The sequence below is a fragment of the Acinetobacter sp. YH12116 genome, from assembly GCF_013418895.1.
Classification (GTDB): domain Bacteria; phylum Pseudomonadota; class Gammaproteobacteria; order Pseudomonadales; family Moraxellaceae; genus Acinetobacter; species Acinetobacter indicus.
In genome coordinates, this window is record NZ_VPBE01000001.1 from 219,225 (window position 1) to 233,686 (window position 14,462).

Here is a 14,462-nt window from a genome sequence, read left to right on the forward strand (position 1 = left end):
AATTATATGATGGAGACGTCGCCCCACTGCCGCGGGATATAAAGATGGAATTTTTAACTGCCCCTTCAATCTTGAGTACCTCTTTTCAGGAGCTGATGACCATGCTTGCAGCCGCACTTGGCTGTGGCCTGTTAATTGGTCTGGAACGTGAACGCAGCAAGCACAATGAAGCCAACCATCATTTTGCCGGGGTGCGCACCTTTGCTGTGTGTGCCTTGCTCGGTGCGATCTGCTTTTTGCTAGGGCCAGTTTTTGGTATTGTCGGGGCCGTGATTATTGGCGGAGTTGGGCTGTTTTCGCTTAAAAATCAGGTTGAAGACCCGGGTGCGACCACCGAACTGGCCTTTATTATGACCTATTTTATTGGCGCGCTCTGTTTGTGGAATATTCCGTTGGCGGCTGGTCTGGCGGTTATTTTAACCGGTCTGCTCATGACCAAACACCTGATGCACGGCATTGTCAGCAAATGGATTACCGAAGCAGAGCTGCGTGATGGTCTGTTCCTGCTGGCACTGGTTCTGATTGCCCTGCCTTTGACGCCAGATACCCCCTTATGGGGCAATGTGCTCAATCCTTATGTGATTTTAAAACTGCTGATTCTGATTTTATCGGTACAGGCTTTGGCGCATATCGCCAAGCGCCTGCTGTCCACCAATAATGCACTGATGCTATCCTCAATTGCGTCCGGCTTTGTGTCCAGTACCGCCACCATTGCCAGTTTAGGCATGGAAGTGCGTTCCGGCCGCGGCGATGCCCAGATTAATGCGGGCGCGGCGCTCATGTCCTGCGTGGCGACGCTGTTGCAGATTCTGATTATTATTGTGGGGATTAATCTGTCCTGGTTTAAGGTATTTGTGGTACCGAGTGCAGTGGCGATTATGATTCTGGTGGCGGTGGGTTACTGGCTGCTCAGAAAAAATACCGGCTCACAGCCAAAAGCCAAAGAAGCCGATAGCCGCATGTTTAGCCTCAAAGAGGCCGCGATTATTGTGGTCACGCTCACCCTGATTCAAGCCATGGTCTACGGACTGGATCAGGCACTGGGCAGCACCGGTTTAATTGCCGGAACCTTCCTGGCATCCTTATTTGAAATTCACGCTGCCGCTGCCGCGGTAATTACCCAAGGCTCGCCCAGCAATTTAACCCTGTTTTATGCGCTGATTTTGGGTCTGGGTGCACATGCACTGGCCAAATGCGTGAATGCCTTTTTAATTGGCGGACCACGCTTTGCCCTGTATTTTGCACCGGCCCAAATTCTGCATATGGCGGTGCTGATTGCGATGGCTTATTTTATGTTTAAGCCGGCTTAAGCGCTAACATCTGAATCAGCACCTGATCTGGCTGTACTAGAAATCCGACATCAATATTGGCAAAGTGCATTTTATAGAGCCGGGTTTCATCCTCCTGATAAGCCGGACGCGGGTCTAAAGACAACACCTGTTCCAGCTCACTCAGCATCTGCGCGCTAATTTTATGCTGCTGCAATAATTGCTGTTTTTGTACAGCGGCCTGCTCTGTCCACACCACCTGTTTACGTTCAGGCTCATCCTGCGCATAGCCACTTTGCGCCTCCATGACCGCATCAGAATACTGGATATAAGGCTTGATATCTAAAATCGGTGTACCATCGAGTAAATCACTCCCGGTCACATAAACCCGTACTGCCTTGCCGACTTTTTTCACCTGTTTTAATTGCACCACTGACAAGCCCACCGGTGATGGCCGGTACATACTGCGTGTCGCAAATACTCCAATTTTCTGGTTACCACCCAAACGCGGCGGCCGCACCTGAGCACGGAATTTTGTCTGCTGCTGGTTTTTATTGTCATGAAATTGCCACAGCAACCACAAATGACTAAATGCTTCAATGCCCTCAAAGGCCAGCAAATCGTTATAAGGTTCCAGCATGTCAATATAGGATTCAACCTGAACCAGATTCGGCTGCCGCGGGATGCCAAACTTTTCTTTATAAGGAGATTTCATAATCCCGATAATGGGCAAGGTCAGATCAGTCATAATCACTTTTTTTGATAAGCTCAATTAAATATATTCAGTTTATCGAGTATGAATTTAGATTAGAATAGCAACCTGTTCTAATTTGATAATTTATTGAGACCTTTAATGGCTGCTTTTAACGTCGAAAAGATTACTCACGTCCACCACTGGAATGACACTTTATTCTCTTTTAAAACGACTCGTGACACTGCACTGCGTTTTAAAAACGGTCAATTTGTAATGATCGGTCTTGAAGTGAATGGTAAGCCTTTGATGCGTGCATATTCGATTGCAAGTGCCAACTATGAAGAAGAGCTGGAATTCTTCTCGATTAAAGTGCCAGATGGTCCATTAACCTCGATTTTGCAAAAAGTTAAAGTGGGCGATGAACTGCTGGTTTCTCGCAAACCAACCGGAACTCTGGTACTCGATGACTTAAATCCGGGTAAAAACTTATACCTGCTGTCTTCAGGTACCGGTCTTGCACCGTTCCTGTCGGTGATTCGTGATCCGGAAACCTATGAACGTTTTGAAAAAATCATTGTTGTTCATGGTACACGTTATATTTCTGAACTGGCGTATCAGGACCTGATTCTGAACGAAATTCCAAACCACGAATTCTTCTCGGAACTGGGCGCGAAAGAAAAACTGGTTTATTATCCAACGGTAACACGTGAAGATTTCCATACTCAAGGTCGTGTCACCACTGCAATTGAATCTGGTCAATTGTTCGAGAAAATCGGTTTACCACGTTTTAACCCGGAAACTGACCGCGCGATGCTGTGTGGTAGCCCAGCCTTCCTGGATGATGTTGCTGCGCTGCTTGATCAACACGGCTTAAAAGAATCACCACGTATGGGCGTTTTAGGCGATTACGTGATTGAACGTGCATTCGTGGAAAAATAAGCTTTTCCAGAACTAAAAAAACCGGTCAGATTGACCGGTTTTTTATTTGTCTCAATGAGTCGAGTTCTATATCACCCATTGATTTGATGTTATAGCAACGTCCTTATGCACACTGATCTACAGCTCGGCTTTCCCGTCTCTCCGCCCAGGCTTTTTTAATCACCTGATAACCCGCAGTTAAACCCAGCCCTGCCATAATCACCGCGACAATAATATCCGGCAATAAACTACCCGTTCCAAACACCCCTACTGCCGCCAGAATCACCGCAACATTGCCAATTGCATCATTACGGCTACACAGCCAGACCGATTTCATGTTGGAATCTCCATCACGAAAGCGATACAGAATCACGGCTGCCACCACGTTGGCCACTAAAGCCAGTCCACCAATTACCCCCATGGTAATGGCTTCCGGGGGAATGCCCTGCATATAGTTATAGACCGTTTTGGTCAGCACCAGACAGCCAAACGTGGCCATGGTAATGCCTTTTAATAAAGCCACGGTGGCGCGCCAATACAGGCTCATCCCTAGCACAGCCAGTGAAATGGCATAGTTGGCCGCATCACCAAAGAAATCCAGCGCATCGGCCCAGAGTGCTGCCGAATGGGCATACATCCCGCCAAACAGTTCCACCACGAACATCAGCAAATTAATAATCAGGGCAATCCAGAGTGCGGTACGAAAACGGCCATCGGGTTTGACCGGTGCAGGCTGACATTGACAGGCCATAAAGCCTCCTGTTGCATTTTTCTATGACTGTATTATGCTCATTAGAAACTATGGTCTAACTCCAAGGTCAAGTCATGGCACATTATCTGATTCGGGATTTGGTCAAAAAAACCGGTCTGAGTGCAGACACGGTGCGTTTTTATGAAAAGAAAGCGCTCATCCAACCCACCTTAAGGGCCGAAAATAATTATCGTTATTATGATGATGACACCTTAAAACGGCTAATTTTTATTAAACGTTGCCGCGCACTGGATTTATCCTTAAAGGAAATTGAAACCCTGATTGCGCTGGAACAGCAGCCCGATCAGGACTGTCAGGCGGTAAATGAACTGCTTGATCATCATTTAGTACAAATCGAAAGCAAAATTGCTGAGTTACAGCATTTTCAGCTGCAACTGCAGCAATTACGGCAGTCTTGCAATGCCCGAACCACCATCGACCATTGCCAAATTTTAAAACAGCTAGAGGCCGATGAAACGCCTAAATCGACTTCTGATTAACCCGTTTCGACAGTTCCGCAGCCGATTCCTTGCGCTCGGAATAACGGTTGGTCAGATAGCTGGCCTGACCGCGGGTCAATAAAGTGAACTTGTACAGCTCTTCCATAACATCGACAATCCGGTCATATAAGGAAGAGGGTTGCATGCGTCCGGCTTCATCAAACTCCAAAAAGGCTTTCGGAATTGACGATTGGTTCGGGATGGTGATCATCCGCATCCAGCGCCCTAAAATACGCATCTGATTCACCGCATTAAAGGACTGCGAACCACCACTAACCTGCATCAGCGCCAGAGTTTTACCTTGGGTCGCACGAATAGCACCGGCAGCCAGAGGAATCCAGTCAATCTGTGCCTTTAGAATGGAACTCATGGCACCATGACGTTCCGGACTGCACCAGACCATGCCTTCTGCCCAGGCCAGCAATTCATGCAATTCCTGAACTTTAGGATGTGAAGCATCGCCATCTTCCGGTAACGGTAAACCTTTGGGATGGAAAATTTTAACTTCTGCGCCAAAGTGCTCCAGAATCCGGCCGGCTTCCATCACCGCCAAACGGCTATAGGAACGTTCGCGGTTTGAACCATACAGCAATAAAATTCGCGGCGGATGCGGCAATGCTCTGGCCTGAACCTGCTCAAAACTCGGCTGTTCAATTAAGTCTACATCAAGATTGGGAAGTGACATCATCCACCTGTTCCATTATAAAATTTACGTTTCAGCCACAGCGAGACACTCACCAGGGCAATTAACACTGGCACTTCCACCAGCGGGCCAATAATGGTGGTAAATGCCACCGGTGAGGTCAGACCAAAGGTTGCAATCGCCACCGCCAAAGCCAGTTCAAAATTATTGCCGGCCGCGGTAAAAGAAATGGCCGTGGTACGTGGATAGTCATTGCCCATCCACTTGCTCATCAAGAAGCTGACAAAGAACATCAATACAAAATAGATGGTCAATGGAATGGCAATGCGCAGTACATCCATAGGTAACCCAACCACATCGGCCCCTTTCAGGCTAAACATGGCGACAATGGTAAACAGCAGCGCCAGCAGGCTAAGTGGACTGATTTTGGGAATAAAACGCTGCTGATACCAGTCCAGTCCTTTGTTTTTCACCAGAATCAGCCGGGTCAGAAAGCCCAGCAAAAACGGAATGCCCAGATAGACCAGCACCGCATGGGTAATGGTCCAGAAACTGACATCAATCACCTGACCGGCCACACCAAAATAAGGCGGTAACACACTTAAGAACAACCAGGCATAGGTACTGAAAAACAGAATCTGGAAAATACTGTTAAAGGCCACCAAGGCAGCGACATACTGGTTATCGCCACAGGCCAGATCATTCCAGACCAGTACCATGGCAATACAGCGCGCCAGTCCAATCAAGATCAGGCCAGTCATATATTCCGGATAATGCTGCAGGAAAATCAGTGCCAGTGCGAACATCAAACACGGTGCAATCAGCCAGTTTTGTACCAGCGACAACAGCAGCGTGCGTTTATCCTGAAAAATTTGCGGTAAAGCGGCATAGTCCACTTTGGCCAGCGGTGGATACATCATCAGAATCAGGCCAATGGCAATCGGTAAATTAACATTGCCCATGCTCATCTGGTCCAGACTGCTCGACACCTGCGGGAAATACACCCCAATGCCAATTCCGAGCGCCATGGCAATAAAAATCCACAGCGTCAGATTGCGGTCTAAAAAGGAAAGTTTGCGGGTGCTGGCCATGACTTACTCGATATGGGAAATATTGTTGATGGCAGCAATCAGTTCGGGACGGGTCATCTGCTCAGGCTGTAACGCAAACAGTGCATCCAGACGCTTGTTGATATGCGCGACTGTATCTAAAAAGGCCTGCAACTTGGCCGCTTCCGGCAAATCCAGATGCGATGGATCAGCCAGTCCCCAATGCGCTTTAATTGCACCACCCAAATACAAAGGACAGGCTTCTTGGGCAGCCGCATCACATACGGTAATCACCACATCGGGCTGATACTGCTCACAGTCATCAATACTTTTACTGGAGAGCCCTTCAGTCGACAGGCCCAGATTTTCCAGCGTCTTTAACGTCAGTGGATGGACACGACCGGTCGGTTTGCTGCCGGCGCTATAGGCTGTCCAGCCTTCTGGAGCACGACTGTTAAATAACACTTCAGATAAAATGCTGCGGCAGCTATTTCCGGTACATAAAAAGAGGAATTTCATGGTTTTACTCACAATAACTTGAAAGCGTTGCTGTCAGCGAATTCATCGGACTGACATCTTGCTCCGCGATAATATTCAGCACACTCACTGCCCACTCGGGTAAATCTGGATTCAGGCGGTAATACACCCACTGCCCCTGACGCTGGTCCAGTAAAACCGATAAATTTCTTAGCAAAGCCAAATGACGGGAAATTTTAGGTTGGCTTAAATTTAATGCCTCGGTCAGCTCGCAGACACAAATATTCTGTTTGGCCAGCACCAGTTTCAAAATATCCAGACGGGTCGGATCGGACAGGCATTTAAAAAAATCAGTTTGATTCATACAGCTTCCCCATATTTATACTTGCGAATATACGTATATCCATATATAAAAGCAATATCCCTCTTTTACCTGAGTTTTAGCACTATGGCGGCTCCAATTAAAATCTTTCACAATCCTGACTGCGGCACTTCACGCAACACTTTGGCCTTAATCCGTAATACTGGACAAGAACCTGAAATTATTGAATATTTAAAAAATCCACCAACAGCCGAAGTGCTGGCTGACATGATTCAGCAGGCCGGTTTAAGTGTACACGAGGCGATCCGTCAAAATGTAACGCCGTATAAAACCCTGCAACTGGCTGAGCGTGATCTGAGCGATGCAGAACTGATTGCCCTGATGGTACAACATCCACTGCTGATTAACCGTCCTTTTGTGGTGACTGAACGCGGCGTTAAACTGTGCCGACCTTCTGAACTGGTATTGGATTTACTGACCCAGCCGCAGCTCAACGCCTTCCGTAAAGAAGATGGTGAACTGGTAATTGATGAACACGGTCAGCGTGTCAATTAACCGTTTTTCCTCTCACCTGCTGCCGCTCATCTCTCAGCGCTAGCAGGCTGAGTGCCTGATAATCCCGAGTTTTTTACTAGGTTGAATCGAAAAATTTTATCCCTACAATAAAGCCACAATTTTTTTATGCCTTTTTGATTGATCATGCATCTTCATTCCGTTACCGAACTTCTCTCTCCTGCCGGTTCTTTAAAAAATATGCGCTATGCCTTTGCCTATGGAGCAGATGCCGTGTATGCCGGGCAGCCGCGTTATAGTTTGCGTGTCCGGAATAACGAGTTTGATCATGACAATCTGGCCATCGGCATTAAAGAAGCACATGAATTAGGCAAAAAATTCTATGTGGTGGTCAACATCCAGCCGCATAACTCCAAACTGAAAAACTTTATCCGTGATCTTGAGCCAGTCGTGGCCATGCAGCCTGATGCACTAATCATGTCCGATCCGGGCCTGATCATGATGGTGCGTGAACACTTCCCGCACATGGACATCCACCTGTCGGTACAGGCCAATGCGGTCAACTGGGCCACGGTCAAGTTCTGGAAAAATATGGGCTTGACCCGGGTGATTCTGTCGCGCGAACTGTCCATTGAGGAAATTGAAGAAATCAAAACCCAAGTTCCCGATATGGAAATTGAGGTCTTTGTACATGGTGCCCTGTGCATGGCCTATTCGGGCCGGTGCATGCTGTCAGGCTATATGAACAAACGCGATGCCAACCAGGGTGCCTGCACCAATGCCTGCCGCTGGGAATATAAAGTGCTGGATGCCGCCGAGGATGAAACCGGCGATGTAATTCCGGTAAAAAATCTGGACGCAGGCTGTTGCTCGCAAGATGCCGATGCGCTCCACATGCAGGCACAGCACCAGTTTAATGAACCGGTACTGCTGCAACGTAATGAAGAAGATATGTTTGCCGCCGAAGAAGATGAGCACGGCACCTACTTCATGAACTCCAAAGATTTGCGTGCGGTACAACACGTAGAACGTCTGACCAAAATTGGCGTACATTCACTGAAAATTGAAGGCCGTACCAAATCCTATTTTTACTGCGCCCGTACCGCGCAAATTTACCGTAAAGCGATTGATGATGCTTTAGCCGGAAAACCGTTCGATCCATCCTTGATGACCCAGCTCGAAGGTCTGGCCAATCGCGGTTATACCGAAGGTTTCCTGCGCCGCCATGTGCATAGCGAATATCAAAACTATGAAAATGGTTCATCCAGTTTTGATCATCAGCAATTCTGCGGCGAAGTGCTGGAGCGCAATGGCGACTACATTAAAATTGATGTCAAAAACCGGTTTGTCGTGGGTGATTCTTTAGAACTGATGACCACCAAAGGCAATATCAGCTTTATTCTCACCGAAATCAAAGACAAAAAAGGCAATTCAATTGAGGAAGCCAAAGGCTCTGGTCATATTGTGGAAATTCCGGTCCCGGCTGATGTCGATATGCGCTATGCCCTGCTGATCCGTAATTTACCGAATTCGACTGCTGATATTTCAGCATCCTCCTTGGCCTATCAGGCAGGTTAACTCATGGCGCTGCTGATTACCGATAAATGCATCAATTGTGATATGTGCCTGCCAGAATGTCCGAATGATGCCATTTATGAAGGCGACAAAATCTACGAGATTGATGTCAGCCGCTGCACCGAGTGCGTTGGTTTTTATGATCATCAAACCTGTGTTGCAGTGTGCCCGATTGAATGTATTGTGCCGCATCCTGAACACCGGGAAAGCCCGGAAGAACTGACTGAGAAGTTCAAGCGCTTAAACTTGCTTCATCCCTAAAACTGGGGTACAACAAAAAAAGGAACTGAGCTGTTAGCGATCTCAGTTCCTGTAAAAAAAACAATAACTATTTTTTGATATTTTACCGCATATAGGGCCTGGGTATTGGGGAACTCAGGCCCTATTCTAATTCTGCTTACTGTCCTGAACGGATGATGTAATCAAAGGCAGACAACGATGCTTTCGCGCCTTCACCTGTAGCAATAATAATCTGCTTATATGGGACTGTAGTACAGTCACCCGCCGCAAATACACCTTTGACGTTGGTTTCGTTGCGGTCGTTAATCACAATCTCACCACGATTGCTCAGCTCAACTTGGGTGTCTTTCAAGAAATCGGTATTTGGTAACAAACCGATCTGTACAAAGATCCCTGCCAGTTCAACCGTGTGCTCTTCATCCGTTGCACGGTCTTTGTATTTCAGTGCTGTCACTTGTGAACCATCACCAACCACTTCTGTCGAAAGCGCATTTTTAATCACTGTGGTATTTGGCAAGCTGTTTAGCTTGTCTTGCAATACCTGATCCGCACGTAACTTGGTATCAAACTCTACTAAGGTCACATGCTCAACAATACCCGCCAAGTCAATCGCCGCTTCTACACCCGAGTTACCCCCACCAATGACTGCAACACGTTTGCCTTTGAATAAAGGACCATCACAGTGTGGGCAATACGCCACACCACGGGTACGGTATTCTGCTTCACCCGGAACGTTCATCTCTCTCCAGCGTGCACCGGTTGAAAGCACCACAGTTTTCGATTCCAGCTTGGCACCGTTTTCCAAGGTCACTTCAACTAAACCGTTGGCTGTTTCATCTGCACCTTTAATGTCAGATACACGTTGTAGGTTCATGATGTCGACACCGTATTCACGTACGTGTGCTTCCATTTCAGCGGCAAATTTTGGACCTTGGGTTTTCTTGATTGAAGTGAAGTTTTCAATGTCCATGGTGTCCATCACCTGACCGCCAAAACGTTCCGCCACGATACCGGTGTTAATGCCTTTACGTGCTGCATAAATCGCTGCGGTATTCCCAGCAGGACCACCACCAATCACCAGTACATCAAAGGCCGCTTTGGCATTTAACTTTTCAGCTTCTTTGGCTGCAGAGTTGGTGTCTAATTTGGCAATGATTTCTTCCAGTGTCATACGACCCTGACCGATGTGGTTACCGTCCTGGAATACCATAGGTACTGCCATGATTTTGCGTTCTTCCACTTCATCCTGGAAGAATGCACCATCAATCATAGTGGCAGTAGTACCCGGGTTGTAAATCGCAATCAGGTTCAATGCCTGCACCACATCTGGACAGTTGTGACAGCTTAACGATACGAATACATCGAAATCAGATTGGATGCCCAAGTCTTTAATAGAAGCTAATACTTCATCAGATACTTTTGGTGCATAGCCTGAGGTTTGTAACAATGCCAGAATCAAAGAGGTGAACTCATGGCCCATTGGCAAACCTGCGAAGAATACACGCGGTTGCTCACCGGCTTTGGCGACACCAAAGCTTGGTGCACGTTTGTTGTTACCATCGAAGCGTGCAGTCACCTGATCAGACAAAGCGGCAATTTCAGTCACCAGTTCTTTGATTTTTTCTGATTTGTCAGAGCTATCTAAAGTGGCCACTAATTCGATTGGACCTTCAAGGCGTTCTAACAAGGCTTTTAATTGGGCTGTAGTATTTTGATCTAACATTGCTAACGTCTCCTAAGGAGTCAAATTTTTCAATACCGCTATCATAGGCCAAATTTAAAAATAGATAAAACAGTTTGTTTTTATATTAATGATCGTTTTTATAAATCATTATCTTTTATGAATAGATCAATTTAAATTGTAACAACGCGATAGAAATCATCTACCAGAAAAAGGCTCCCACAGGAGCCTCATCATCAGCATTAAAAAATCCGCTGCTCAATTCTTAATGCCCGCTTTTTAAAACTCTGTGCCAGCACAAAGAAAATCAGGCTAAAAATGGCCGACACAATCGCCACTGCAATGACCAGAATCTGTACAAACTGGCTTAAACGCTCGGCTTGAACCACCTGTTTATTCACGCTTTCTGCCATTGGGGTCAGGGTTTTGCCATAAACCTGTTGCTGCATTGACCAGAGCTGTTCCGGTTTAAAGCCATACTGAATAAAATCCGGATTCTGCTGCTCGGCCTTCACCAGATTCAACACATGCGGAATGGCTGCGGCTTTATCCGGTGGTTGATGCAACAAAGCGGTTTGTGCCAGTAAATAGGATTTGACTGGTGTATCCAGCGGTGCATCTTCCAGATAACGCGCCAGCTCACTTTTTGCCAGCTGCTTGTCGTAATAGACAATTTTTTGCTGCGCATCATAATCATCATTTTTCAGGTCATATTGCAGATAGGTCAGACCTGACCACAGCATGATAAAGACAATTAACCAGCCGACAAACTTCAGGATAAAAGACTGAAAGCGTACATAGAAAAAGCGGATTTTCTTGAGAAAATGCACCACAAAAAAGGCGCCAATAAACGACAGCAATAACTTTAGAAACAGCCAGCCAAACCAGGACAACAGGCCCAGAAAATAATCCGGTTGCTGTTCTAAAATCGCTAGGTTTGCATCAACACTTAAAGGAATGTGCAGCTGTTCAACCTGCGTGGTCAGGCCAAAAAAGCCATAGACAAAATCTTGCTGTACAAAAAAAGCAATAATGGAGGCAATGAACACCGTGCTGGAGGTTATACCCAGCAACATCAGATTGCGCTGGCGCTTTTTCAGCGCCAGCACACCGCTATTGATGTGCTCGGTCGGTACCGCATAATCATCTAAGGGCAATGTATTCTCCTTACGTTTGCAATACTCCCGAGCCAGAGTTTACTCAGGAAGGATTGGAACCGCTCGAACTTGATTCAAGCACCAGATGATTCAGGTTATCTTGCAGCACACGTAAACGCGTGGTTGCTTCGGCACGCTTTTGCATTCCCTCTTTTTGCACCTGAATCACATCATTGACTGTTTTAATGAGGGTGTTTTGCACATGTTCAAGCGTTTCAATATCAATCACTGAACGCTGGTTGGCTTTGGCGGTATCGACCGAGTTCTGATGCAGCAGGTCGGCATTACGGCGTAGCAGCTCATTGGTGGCATCATCAATACTGTTGGCCAGCTGCACACTGTTCTTTTGCTCATTTAAGGAAATTGCCAGACTAATCTGGTTTTTCCAGGCCGGTAAGGTAATGTTTTTAATCGCATAAAACTTGTCGACCAGCATCAGGTTATTGGACTGGATAATCCGGATCATCGGCAAGGTCTGCATGGCCGATTGCTGCAACACCTGTAAATCACTGACGCGTTTTTCCAGATTATTGGCCAGATGATTTAGATCATAAACTTTCTGGGTGGTACTCTGGTCCTGCTCCTGCGTGGTTAACTGGCCAATCTGCTGCTGAATTTCCTGCTGTTTGAGCTGACCAGCGGCAATATAAATCCCTAGCTGTTTATATTCTTCCTGCACGCCTTCAAACATTTTATCCAGGGTATCGACCCGGGTTTTTAAGCCGTTTTGCGAGGTTTCAATTTCCTTGACCAGTACATCAATCTGTTCTTTGGTGCTGTTAAAGTGCTGGTCAAAATTCTGCTTGGCACCTTTAAACTTGCTGATCAGGCTGCCAAAAAAACCGGAGCTTTTCGATTTGTTGAGAATACTGCTGGTATTTAACTGCTGCGCCACCTGTACCACCTGATTCAGCTTTTGCCCGGTCGCATCCAGATCTTTATTCTGCACCAGATGAAGCAGTTCATCAGTATAAGTCGAAGTTTTGGTGGCAATATTTTTCCCATATTCCGCCACCGAATTATGGCTTAAGTCGGCCAGTTCTTTACGCGCGGCCATGACCTCATTGAAATCGGATGGCTGCAAGCCAATTTCCTGTAAATTGAGCGCCTGGAATTTCTGCTGATTTTCTTCGGTTGTGGCTTCCACCACGGCATTTACCTGTTCAGGATGGGTCATACGTCACCTTATATTTGATTCTATTTAGAGCTGTTTTCGAGTGATTTTTTTAGCGTTTTAATCAGATTTTCCCGACTATTATCAAGCTTTTCCAGCTCACTTGTCGAGCTGCTTTGCTGACTTTGTTTGACATGATATTGCCAGGCCGGAATCAGCACCTGCTGCGCTTCCTTAAACCGGTCCAACAAGGTAAATGACAGCTGCTGGCTCAGCTGCATCTGGGTAATGGCAATATCATTACTCGCCTGCAGTGTGCGCAGTGTATTTATTTTTTTAGATAATCGTTCCGAGAAGTTATCTAAAGGATGTTGATGTTTCACAAAACTTGGATATTCAGTCAAAAATTCTTCAGCGGCGACAATATGCTGCGCCATCTGCTCTCTTAAGCCACGTAACTGCTGAAAACGCGCTTGAGATTTCTGAATTTCGATCTGTAATTTCTGGCTTAAATGATTGGCCTGATCGAGTAAGCGGTCCAGCTTTTTATAATATTCCACCTGACTGGAACCATATTCCAGATCAATCCCCAGCCATTTTTGCAGCGCATTAAATTTGCGTTTTTTCAGATATTTTTTGGAATCCGCCAGCATGCGGATCAATTCTTCAATGGTTTGACTGAGCTGCTGGGTCATGTGCGGATCAATCCCGTTTAACAGCACTGCCTGCGACTGAATGAGGGCATCGGCATAATGATTTAATTTGTACTGGTCATTTAATACCGGCACCAGCTCATGACGCTTGATCGAGAGAATGGTATCCCGGTTCAGCTCCAGCTCTGTTAATGGTTCTAACACATCTATTTGCGGCATAACATCATCAGCTTGATCAGTTCATTTTTTATACTAAGACTTTTATATAAAGCAAGCTGTAGCTTTTTGCAAATGCAGTAAAAGCGGAATATTTAAAATTAACAATATTTTACCGATCAATGACAGAGAGTGAATCCTCTCCTTTTCGCGCATGCGCATCAATTTTTTAAGCCAAACCGCAAAGATGCAAAAGCCCTCAACTGAGGGCTTTAATTTTTCACGCAGCGGAGATTATAAATAATCACCTTCACGTTCCGGCTGATACAACACTTTATCAATACGGACTTTCATAATATGGCCATCTGGTTGTGGCCATTCAATTTCCTGCCCTTCAGCCAGACCCAAAATGGCAGCTCCCACCGGCGCCAAAACATTGACCTGGCCTTTATCACCACGGAAGTCATGCGGATACACCAAAGTAATTTCGGTCGGTTCCGGGAAAGGTGCGATGGTCACCAGCACACGCGCATTCATGGTCACCACATTGCTTGGCACATCTTGCGGTGCAACCACTTCGGCACGCGCCAGCTCATCTTCCAGATGTTCCATGGTCGGGGTAAGTTTAGACTGATGTTCAAGCATGGTTTCTAAACGGTGCAAGTCTTGTTCAGACAAAATAATTGTCGGTTTATCCATTCTTTGTTCCTTTATCACTATCAGCCAAAAATAAAAATAATTGATCTATTTC

The 14,462-nt window shown here is 46.3% G+C and carries 17 protein-coding genes; 6 read left to right on the forward strand and 11 right to left on the reverse strand.

Going from position 1 to position 14,462, the window contains the following annotated elements:
* The first annotated feature begins 44 nt into the window (after positions 1-44).
* A complete protein-coding gene (locus FTU54_RS01010) occupies positions 45-1,310 on the forward strand; it encodes an MgtC/SapB family protein (RefSeq protein ID WP_180074299.1) in 1,266 nt (421 codons plus the stop codon).
* On the opposite strand, the gene tsaA is transcribed toward FTU54_RS01010, so the two are convergent.
* Positions 1,297-2,016, reverse strand: coding sequence for a tRNA (N6-threonylcarbamoyladenosine(37)-N6)-methyltransferase TrmO (tsaA, locus tag FTU54_RS01015; RefSeq protein ID WP_005179050.1), 720 nt, complete (start codon positions 2,014-2,016; stop codon positions 1,297-1,299). The genes FTU54_RS01010 and tsaA overlap by 14 nt on opposite strands.
* Before the next feature lie 105 nt (positions 2,017-2,121).
* Here tsaA and FTU54_RS01020 point away from each other — a divergent pair, with 105 nt between their 5' ends.
* Positions 2,122-2,901 (forward strand): ferredoxin--NADP reductase, encoded by a 780-nt coding sequence (locus FTU54_RS01020; protein ID WP_005179053.1) that lies wholly within the window; start codon positions 2,122-2,124, stop codon positions 2,899-2,901.
* A 103-nt stretch (positions 2,902-3,004) separates the two neighbouring features.
* Here FTU54_RS01020 and FTU54_RS01025 read toward each other — a convergent pair whose 3' ends face one another.
* Positions 3,005-3,631, reverse strand: a complete 627-nt coding sequence (locus tag FTU54_RS01025) for a cation transporter (RefSeq protein ID WP_180074300.1) — start codon at positions 3,629-3,631, stop codon at positions 3,005-3,007.
* Between the two features lie 74 nt (positions 3,632-3,705).
* On the opposite strand from FTU54_RS01025, the gene FTU54_RS01030 reads away from it, so the two are divergent.
* Positions 3,706-4,131 (forward strand): MerR family DNA-binding protein, encoded by a 426-nt coding sequence (locus FTU54_RS01030; protein WP_005179057.1) that lies wholly within the window; start codon positions 3,706-3,708, stop codon positions 4,129-4,131.
* On the opposite strand, the gene arsH is transcribed toward FTU54_RS01030, so the two are convergent.
* The 4 genes from arsH to FTU54_RS01050 are packed head-to-tail and all read right to left on the reverse strand — an operon-like array spanning position 4,112 to position 6,664.
* Complete coding sequence (gene arsH / locus FTU54_RS01035; protein WP_035363285.1) at positions 4,112-4,816, reverse strand: arsenical resistance protein ArsH; 705 nt, start codon at positions 4,814-4,816, stop codon at positions 4,112-4,114. The genes FTU54_RS01030 and arsH overlap by 20 nt on opposite strands.
* A complete protein-coding gene (gene arsB, locus FTU54_RS01040; protein ID WP_168396142.1) occupies positions 4,816-5,865 on the reverse strand; it encodes an ACR3 family arsenite efflux transporter in 1,050 nt (349 codons plus the stop codon). Before arsB ends, arsH begins: the two co-directional genes overlap by 1 nt.
* Positions 5,866-5,868: 3 nt before the next feature.
* Positions 5,869-6,342 carry an arsenate reductase ArsC gene (locus FTU54_RS01045; protein ID WP_163145668.1) on the reverse strand — a complete coding sequence of 158 codons (474 nt, stop codon included), beginning with the start codon at positions 6,340-6,342 and terminating at the stop codon, positions 5,869-5,871.
* 4 nt (positions 6,343-6,346) lie between these two features.
* Complete coding sequence (locus FTU54_RS01050) at positions 6,347-6,664, reverse strand: metalloregulator ArsR/SmtB family transcription factor (protein ID WP_005179068.1); 318 nt, start codon at positions 6,662-6,664, stop codon at positions 6,347-6,349.
* An 84-nt stretch (positions 6,665-6,748) separates the two neighbouring features.
* On the opposite strand from FTU54_RS01050, the gene arsC reads away from it, so the two are divergent.
* The 3 genes from arsC to FTU54_RS01065 all read left to right on the forward strand — a co-directional run bounded on the left by arsC (position 6,749) and on the right by FTU54_RS01065 (position 8,971).
* Positions 6,749-7,177 (forward strand): arsenate reductase (glutaredoxin), encoded by a 429-nt coding sequence (arsC, locus tag FTU54_RS01055; RefSeq protein ID WP_180074301.1) that lies wholly within the window; start codon positions 6,749-6,751, stop codon positions 7,175-7,177.
* 144 nt (positions 7,178-7,321) lie between these two features.
* Positions 7,322-8,713 (forward strand): tRNA 5-hydroxyuridine modification protein YegQ, encoded by a 1,392-nt coding sequence (gene yegQ, locus FTU54_RS01060; RefSeq protein ID WP_168382039.1) that lies wholly within the window; start codon positions 7,322-7,324, stop codon positions 8,711-8,713.
* A 3-nt stretch (positions 8,714-8,716) separates the two neighbouring features.
* Positions 8,717-8,971: a YfhL family 4Fe-4S dicluster ferredoxin gene (locus FTU54_RS01065; protein ID WP_005179080.1), complete on the forward strand. Its 255-nt coding sequence runs from the start codon at positions 8,717-8,719 to the stop codon at positions 8,969-8,971.
* Positions 8,972-9,107: 136 nt separating this feature from the next.
* On the opposite strand, the gene ahpF is transcribed toward FTU54_RS01065, so the two are convergent.
* The 5 genes from ahpF to rnk form a co-directional block, all read right to left on the reverse strand.
* Positions 9,108-10,673 carry an alkyl hydroperoxide reductase subunit F gene (gene ahpF / locus FTU54_RS01070; RefSeq protein WP_180074302.1) on the reverse strand — a complete coding sequence of 522 codons (1,566 nt, stop codon included), beginning with the start codon at positions 10,671-10,673 and terminating at the stop codon, positions 9,108-9,110.
* A 200-nt stretch (positions 10,674-10,873) separates the two neighbouring features.
* Entirely contained in the window at positions 10,874-11,788 is a 915-nt protein-coding gene (locus FTU54_RS01075) for a hypothetical protein (protein ID WP_180074303.1), read from the reverse strand.
* Positions 11,789-11,831: 43 nt separating this feature from the next.
* Positions 11,832-12,965 carry a toxic anion resistance protein gene (locus FTU54_RS01080; protein ID WP_045794839.1) on the reverse strand — a complete coding sequence of 378 codons (1,134 nt, stop codon included), beginning with the start codon at positions 12,963-12,965 and terminating at the stop codon, positions 11,832-11,834.
* A gap of 20 nt (positions 12,966-12,985) precedes the next feature.
* Entirely contained in the window at positions 12,986-13,774 is a 789-nt protein-coding gene (locus FTU54_RS01085; RefSeq protein WP_104470294.1) for a tellurium resistance protein, read from the reverse strand.
* A gap of 231 nt (positions 13,775-14,005) precedes the next feature.
* Positions 14,006-14,410 carry a nucleoside diphosphate kinase regulator gene (gene rnk, locus FTU54_RS01090; protein WP_005179090.1) on the reverse strand — a complete coding sequence of 135 codons (405 nt, stop codon included), beginning with the start codon at positions 14,408-14,410 and terminating at the stop codon, positions 14,006-14,008.
* Positions 14,411-14,462: the final 52 nt, after the last annotated feature.

Bases quoted from the DNA above. Each gene is read 5' to 3' on its own strand.
- FTU54_RS01010 (WP_180074299.1), top strand. From the start codon at position 45: ATGGAATTTTTAACTGCCCCTTCAATCTTGAGTACCTCTTTTCAGGAG.
- tsaA (WP_005179050.1), bottom strand. From the start codon at position 2,016: ATGACTGATCTGACCTTGCCCATTATCGGGATTATGAAATCTCCTTAT.
- FTU54_RS01020 (WP_005179053.1), top strand. From the start codon at position 2,122: ATGGCTGCTTTTAACGTCGAAAAGATTACTCACGTCCACCACTGGAAT.
- FTU54_RS01025 (WP_180074300.1), bottom strand. From the start codon at position 3,631: ATGGCCTGTCAATGTCAGCCTGCACCGGTCAAACCCGATGGCCGTTTT.
- FTU54_RS01030 (WP_005179057.1), top strand. From the start codon at position 3,706: ATGGCACATTATCTGATTCGGGATTTGGTCAAAAAAACCGGTCTGAGT.
- arsH (WP_035363285.1), bottom strand. From the start codon at position 4,816: ATGTCACTTCCCAATCTTGATGTAGACTTAATTGAACAGCCGAGTTTT.
- arsB (WP_168396142.1), bottom strand. From the start codon at position 5,865: ATGGCCAGCACCCGCAAACTTTCCTTTTTAGACCGCAATCTGACGCTG.
- FTU54_RS01045 (WP_163145668.1), bottom strand. From the start codon at position 6,342: ATGAAATTCCTCTTTTTATGTACCGGAAATAGCTGCCGCAGCATTTTA.
- FTU54_RS01050 (WP_005179068.1), bottom strand. From the start codon at position 6,664: ATGAATCAAACTGATTTTTTTAAATGCCTGTCCGATCCGACCCGTCTG.
- arsC (WP_180074301.1), top strand. From the start codon at position 6,749: ATGGCGGCTCCAATTAAAATCTTTCACAATCCTGACTGCGGCACTTCA.
- yegQ (WP_168382039.1), top strand. From the start codon at position 7,322: ATGCATCTTCATTCCGTTACCGAACTTCTCTCTCCTGCCGGTTCTTTA.
- FTU54_RS01065 (WP_005179080.1), top strand. From the start codon at position 8,717: ATGGCGCTGCTGATTACCGATAAATGCATCAATTGTGATATGTGCCTG.
- ahpF (WP_180074302.1), bottom strand. From the start codon at position 10,673: ATGTTAGATCAAAATACTACAGCCCAATTAAAAGCCTTGTTAGAACGC.
- FTU54_RS01080 (WP_045794839.1), bottom strand. From the start codon at position 12,965: ATGACCCATCCTGAACAGGTAAATGCCGTGGTGGAAGCCACAACCGAA.
- FTU54_RS01085 (WP_104470294.1), bottom strand. From the start codon at position 13,774: ATGCCGCAAATAGATGTGTTAGAACCATTAACAGAGCTGGAGCTGAAC.
- rnk (WP_005179090.1), bottom strand. From the start codon at position 14,410: ATGGATAAACCGACAATTATTTTGTCTGAACAAGACTTGCACCGTTTA.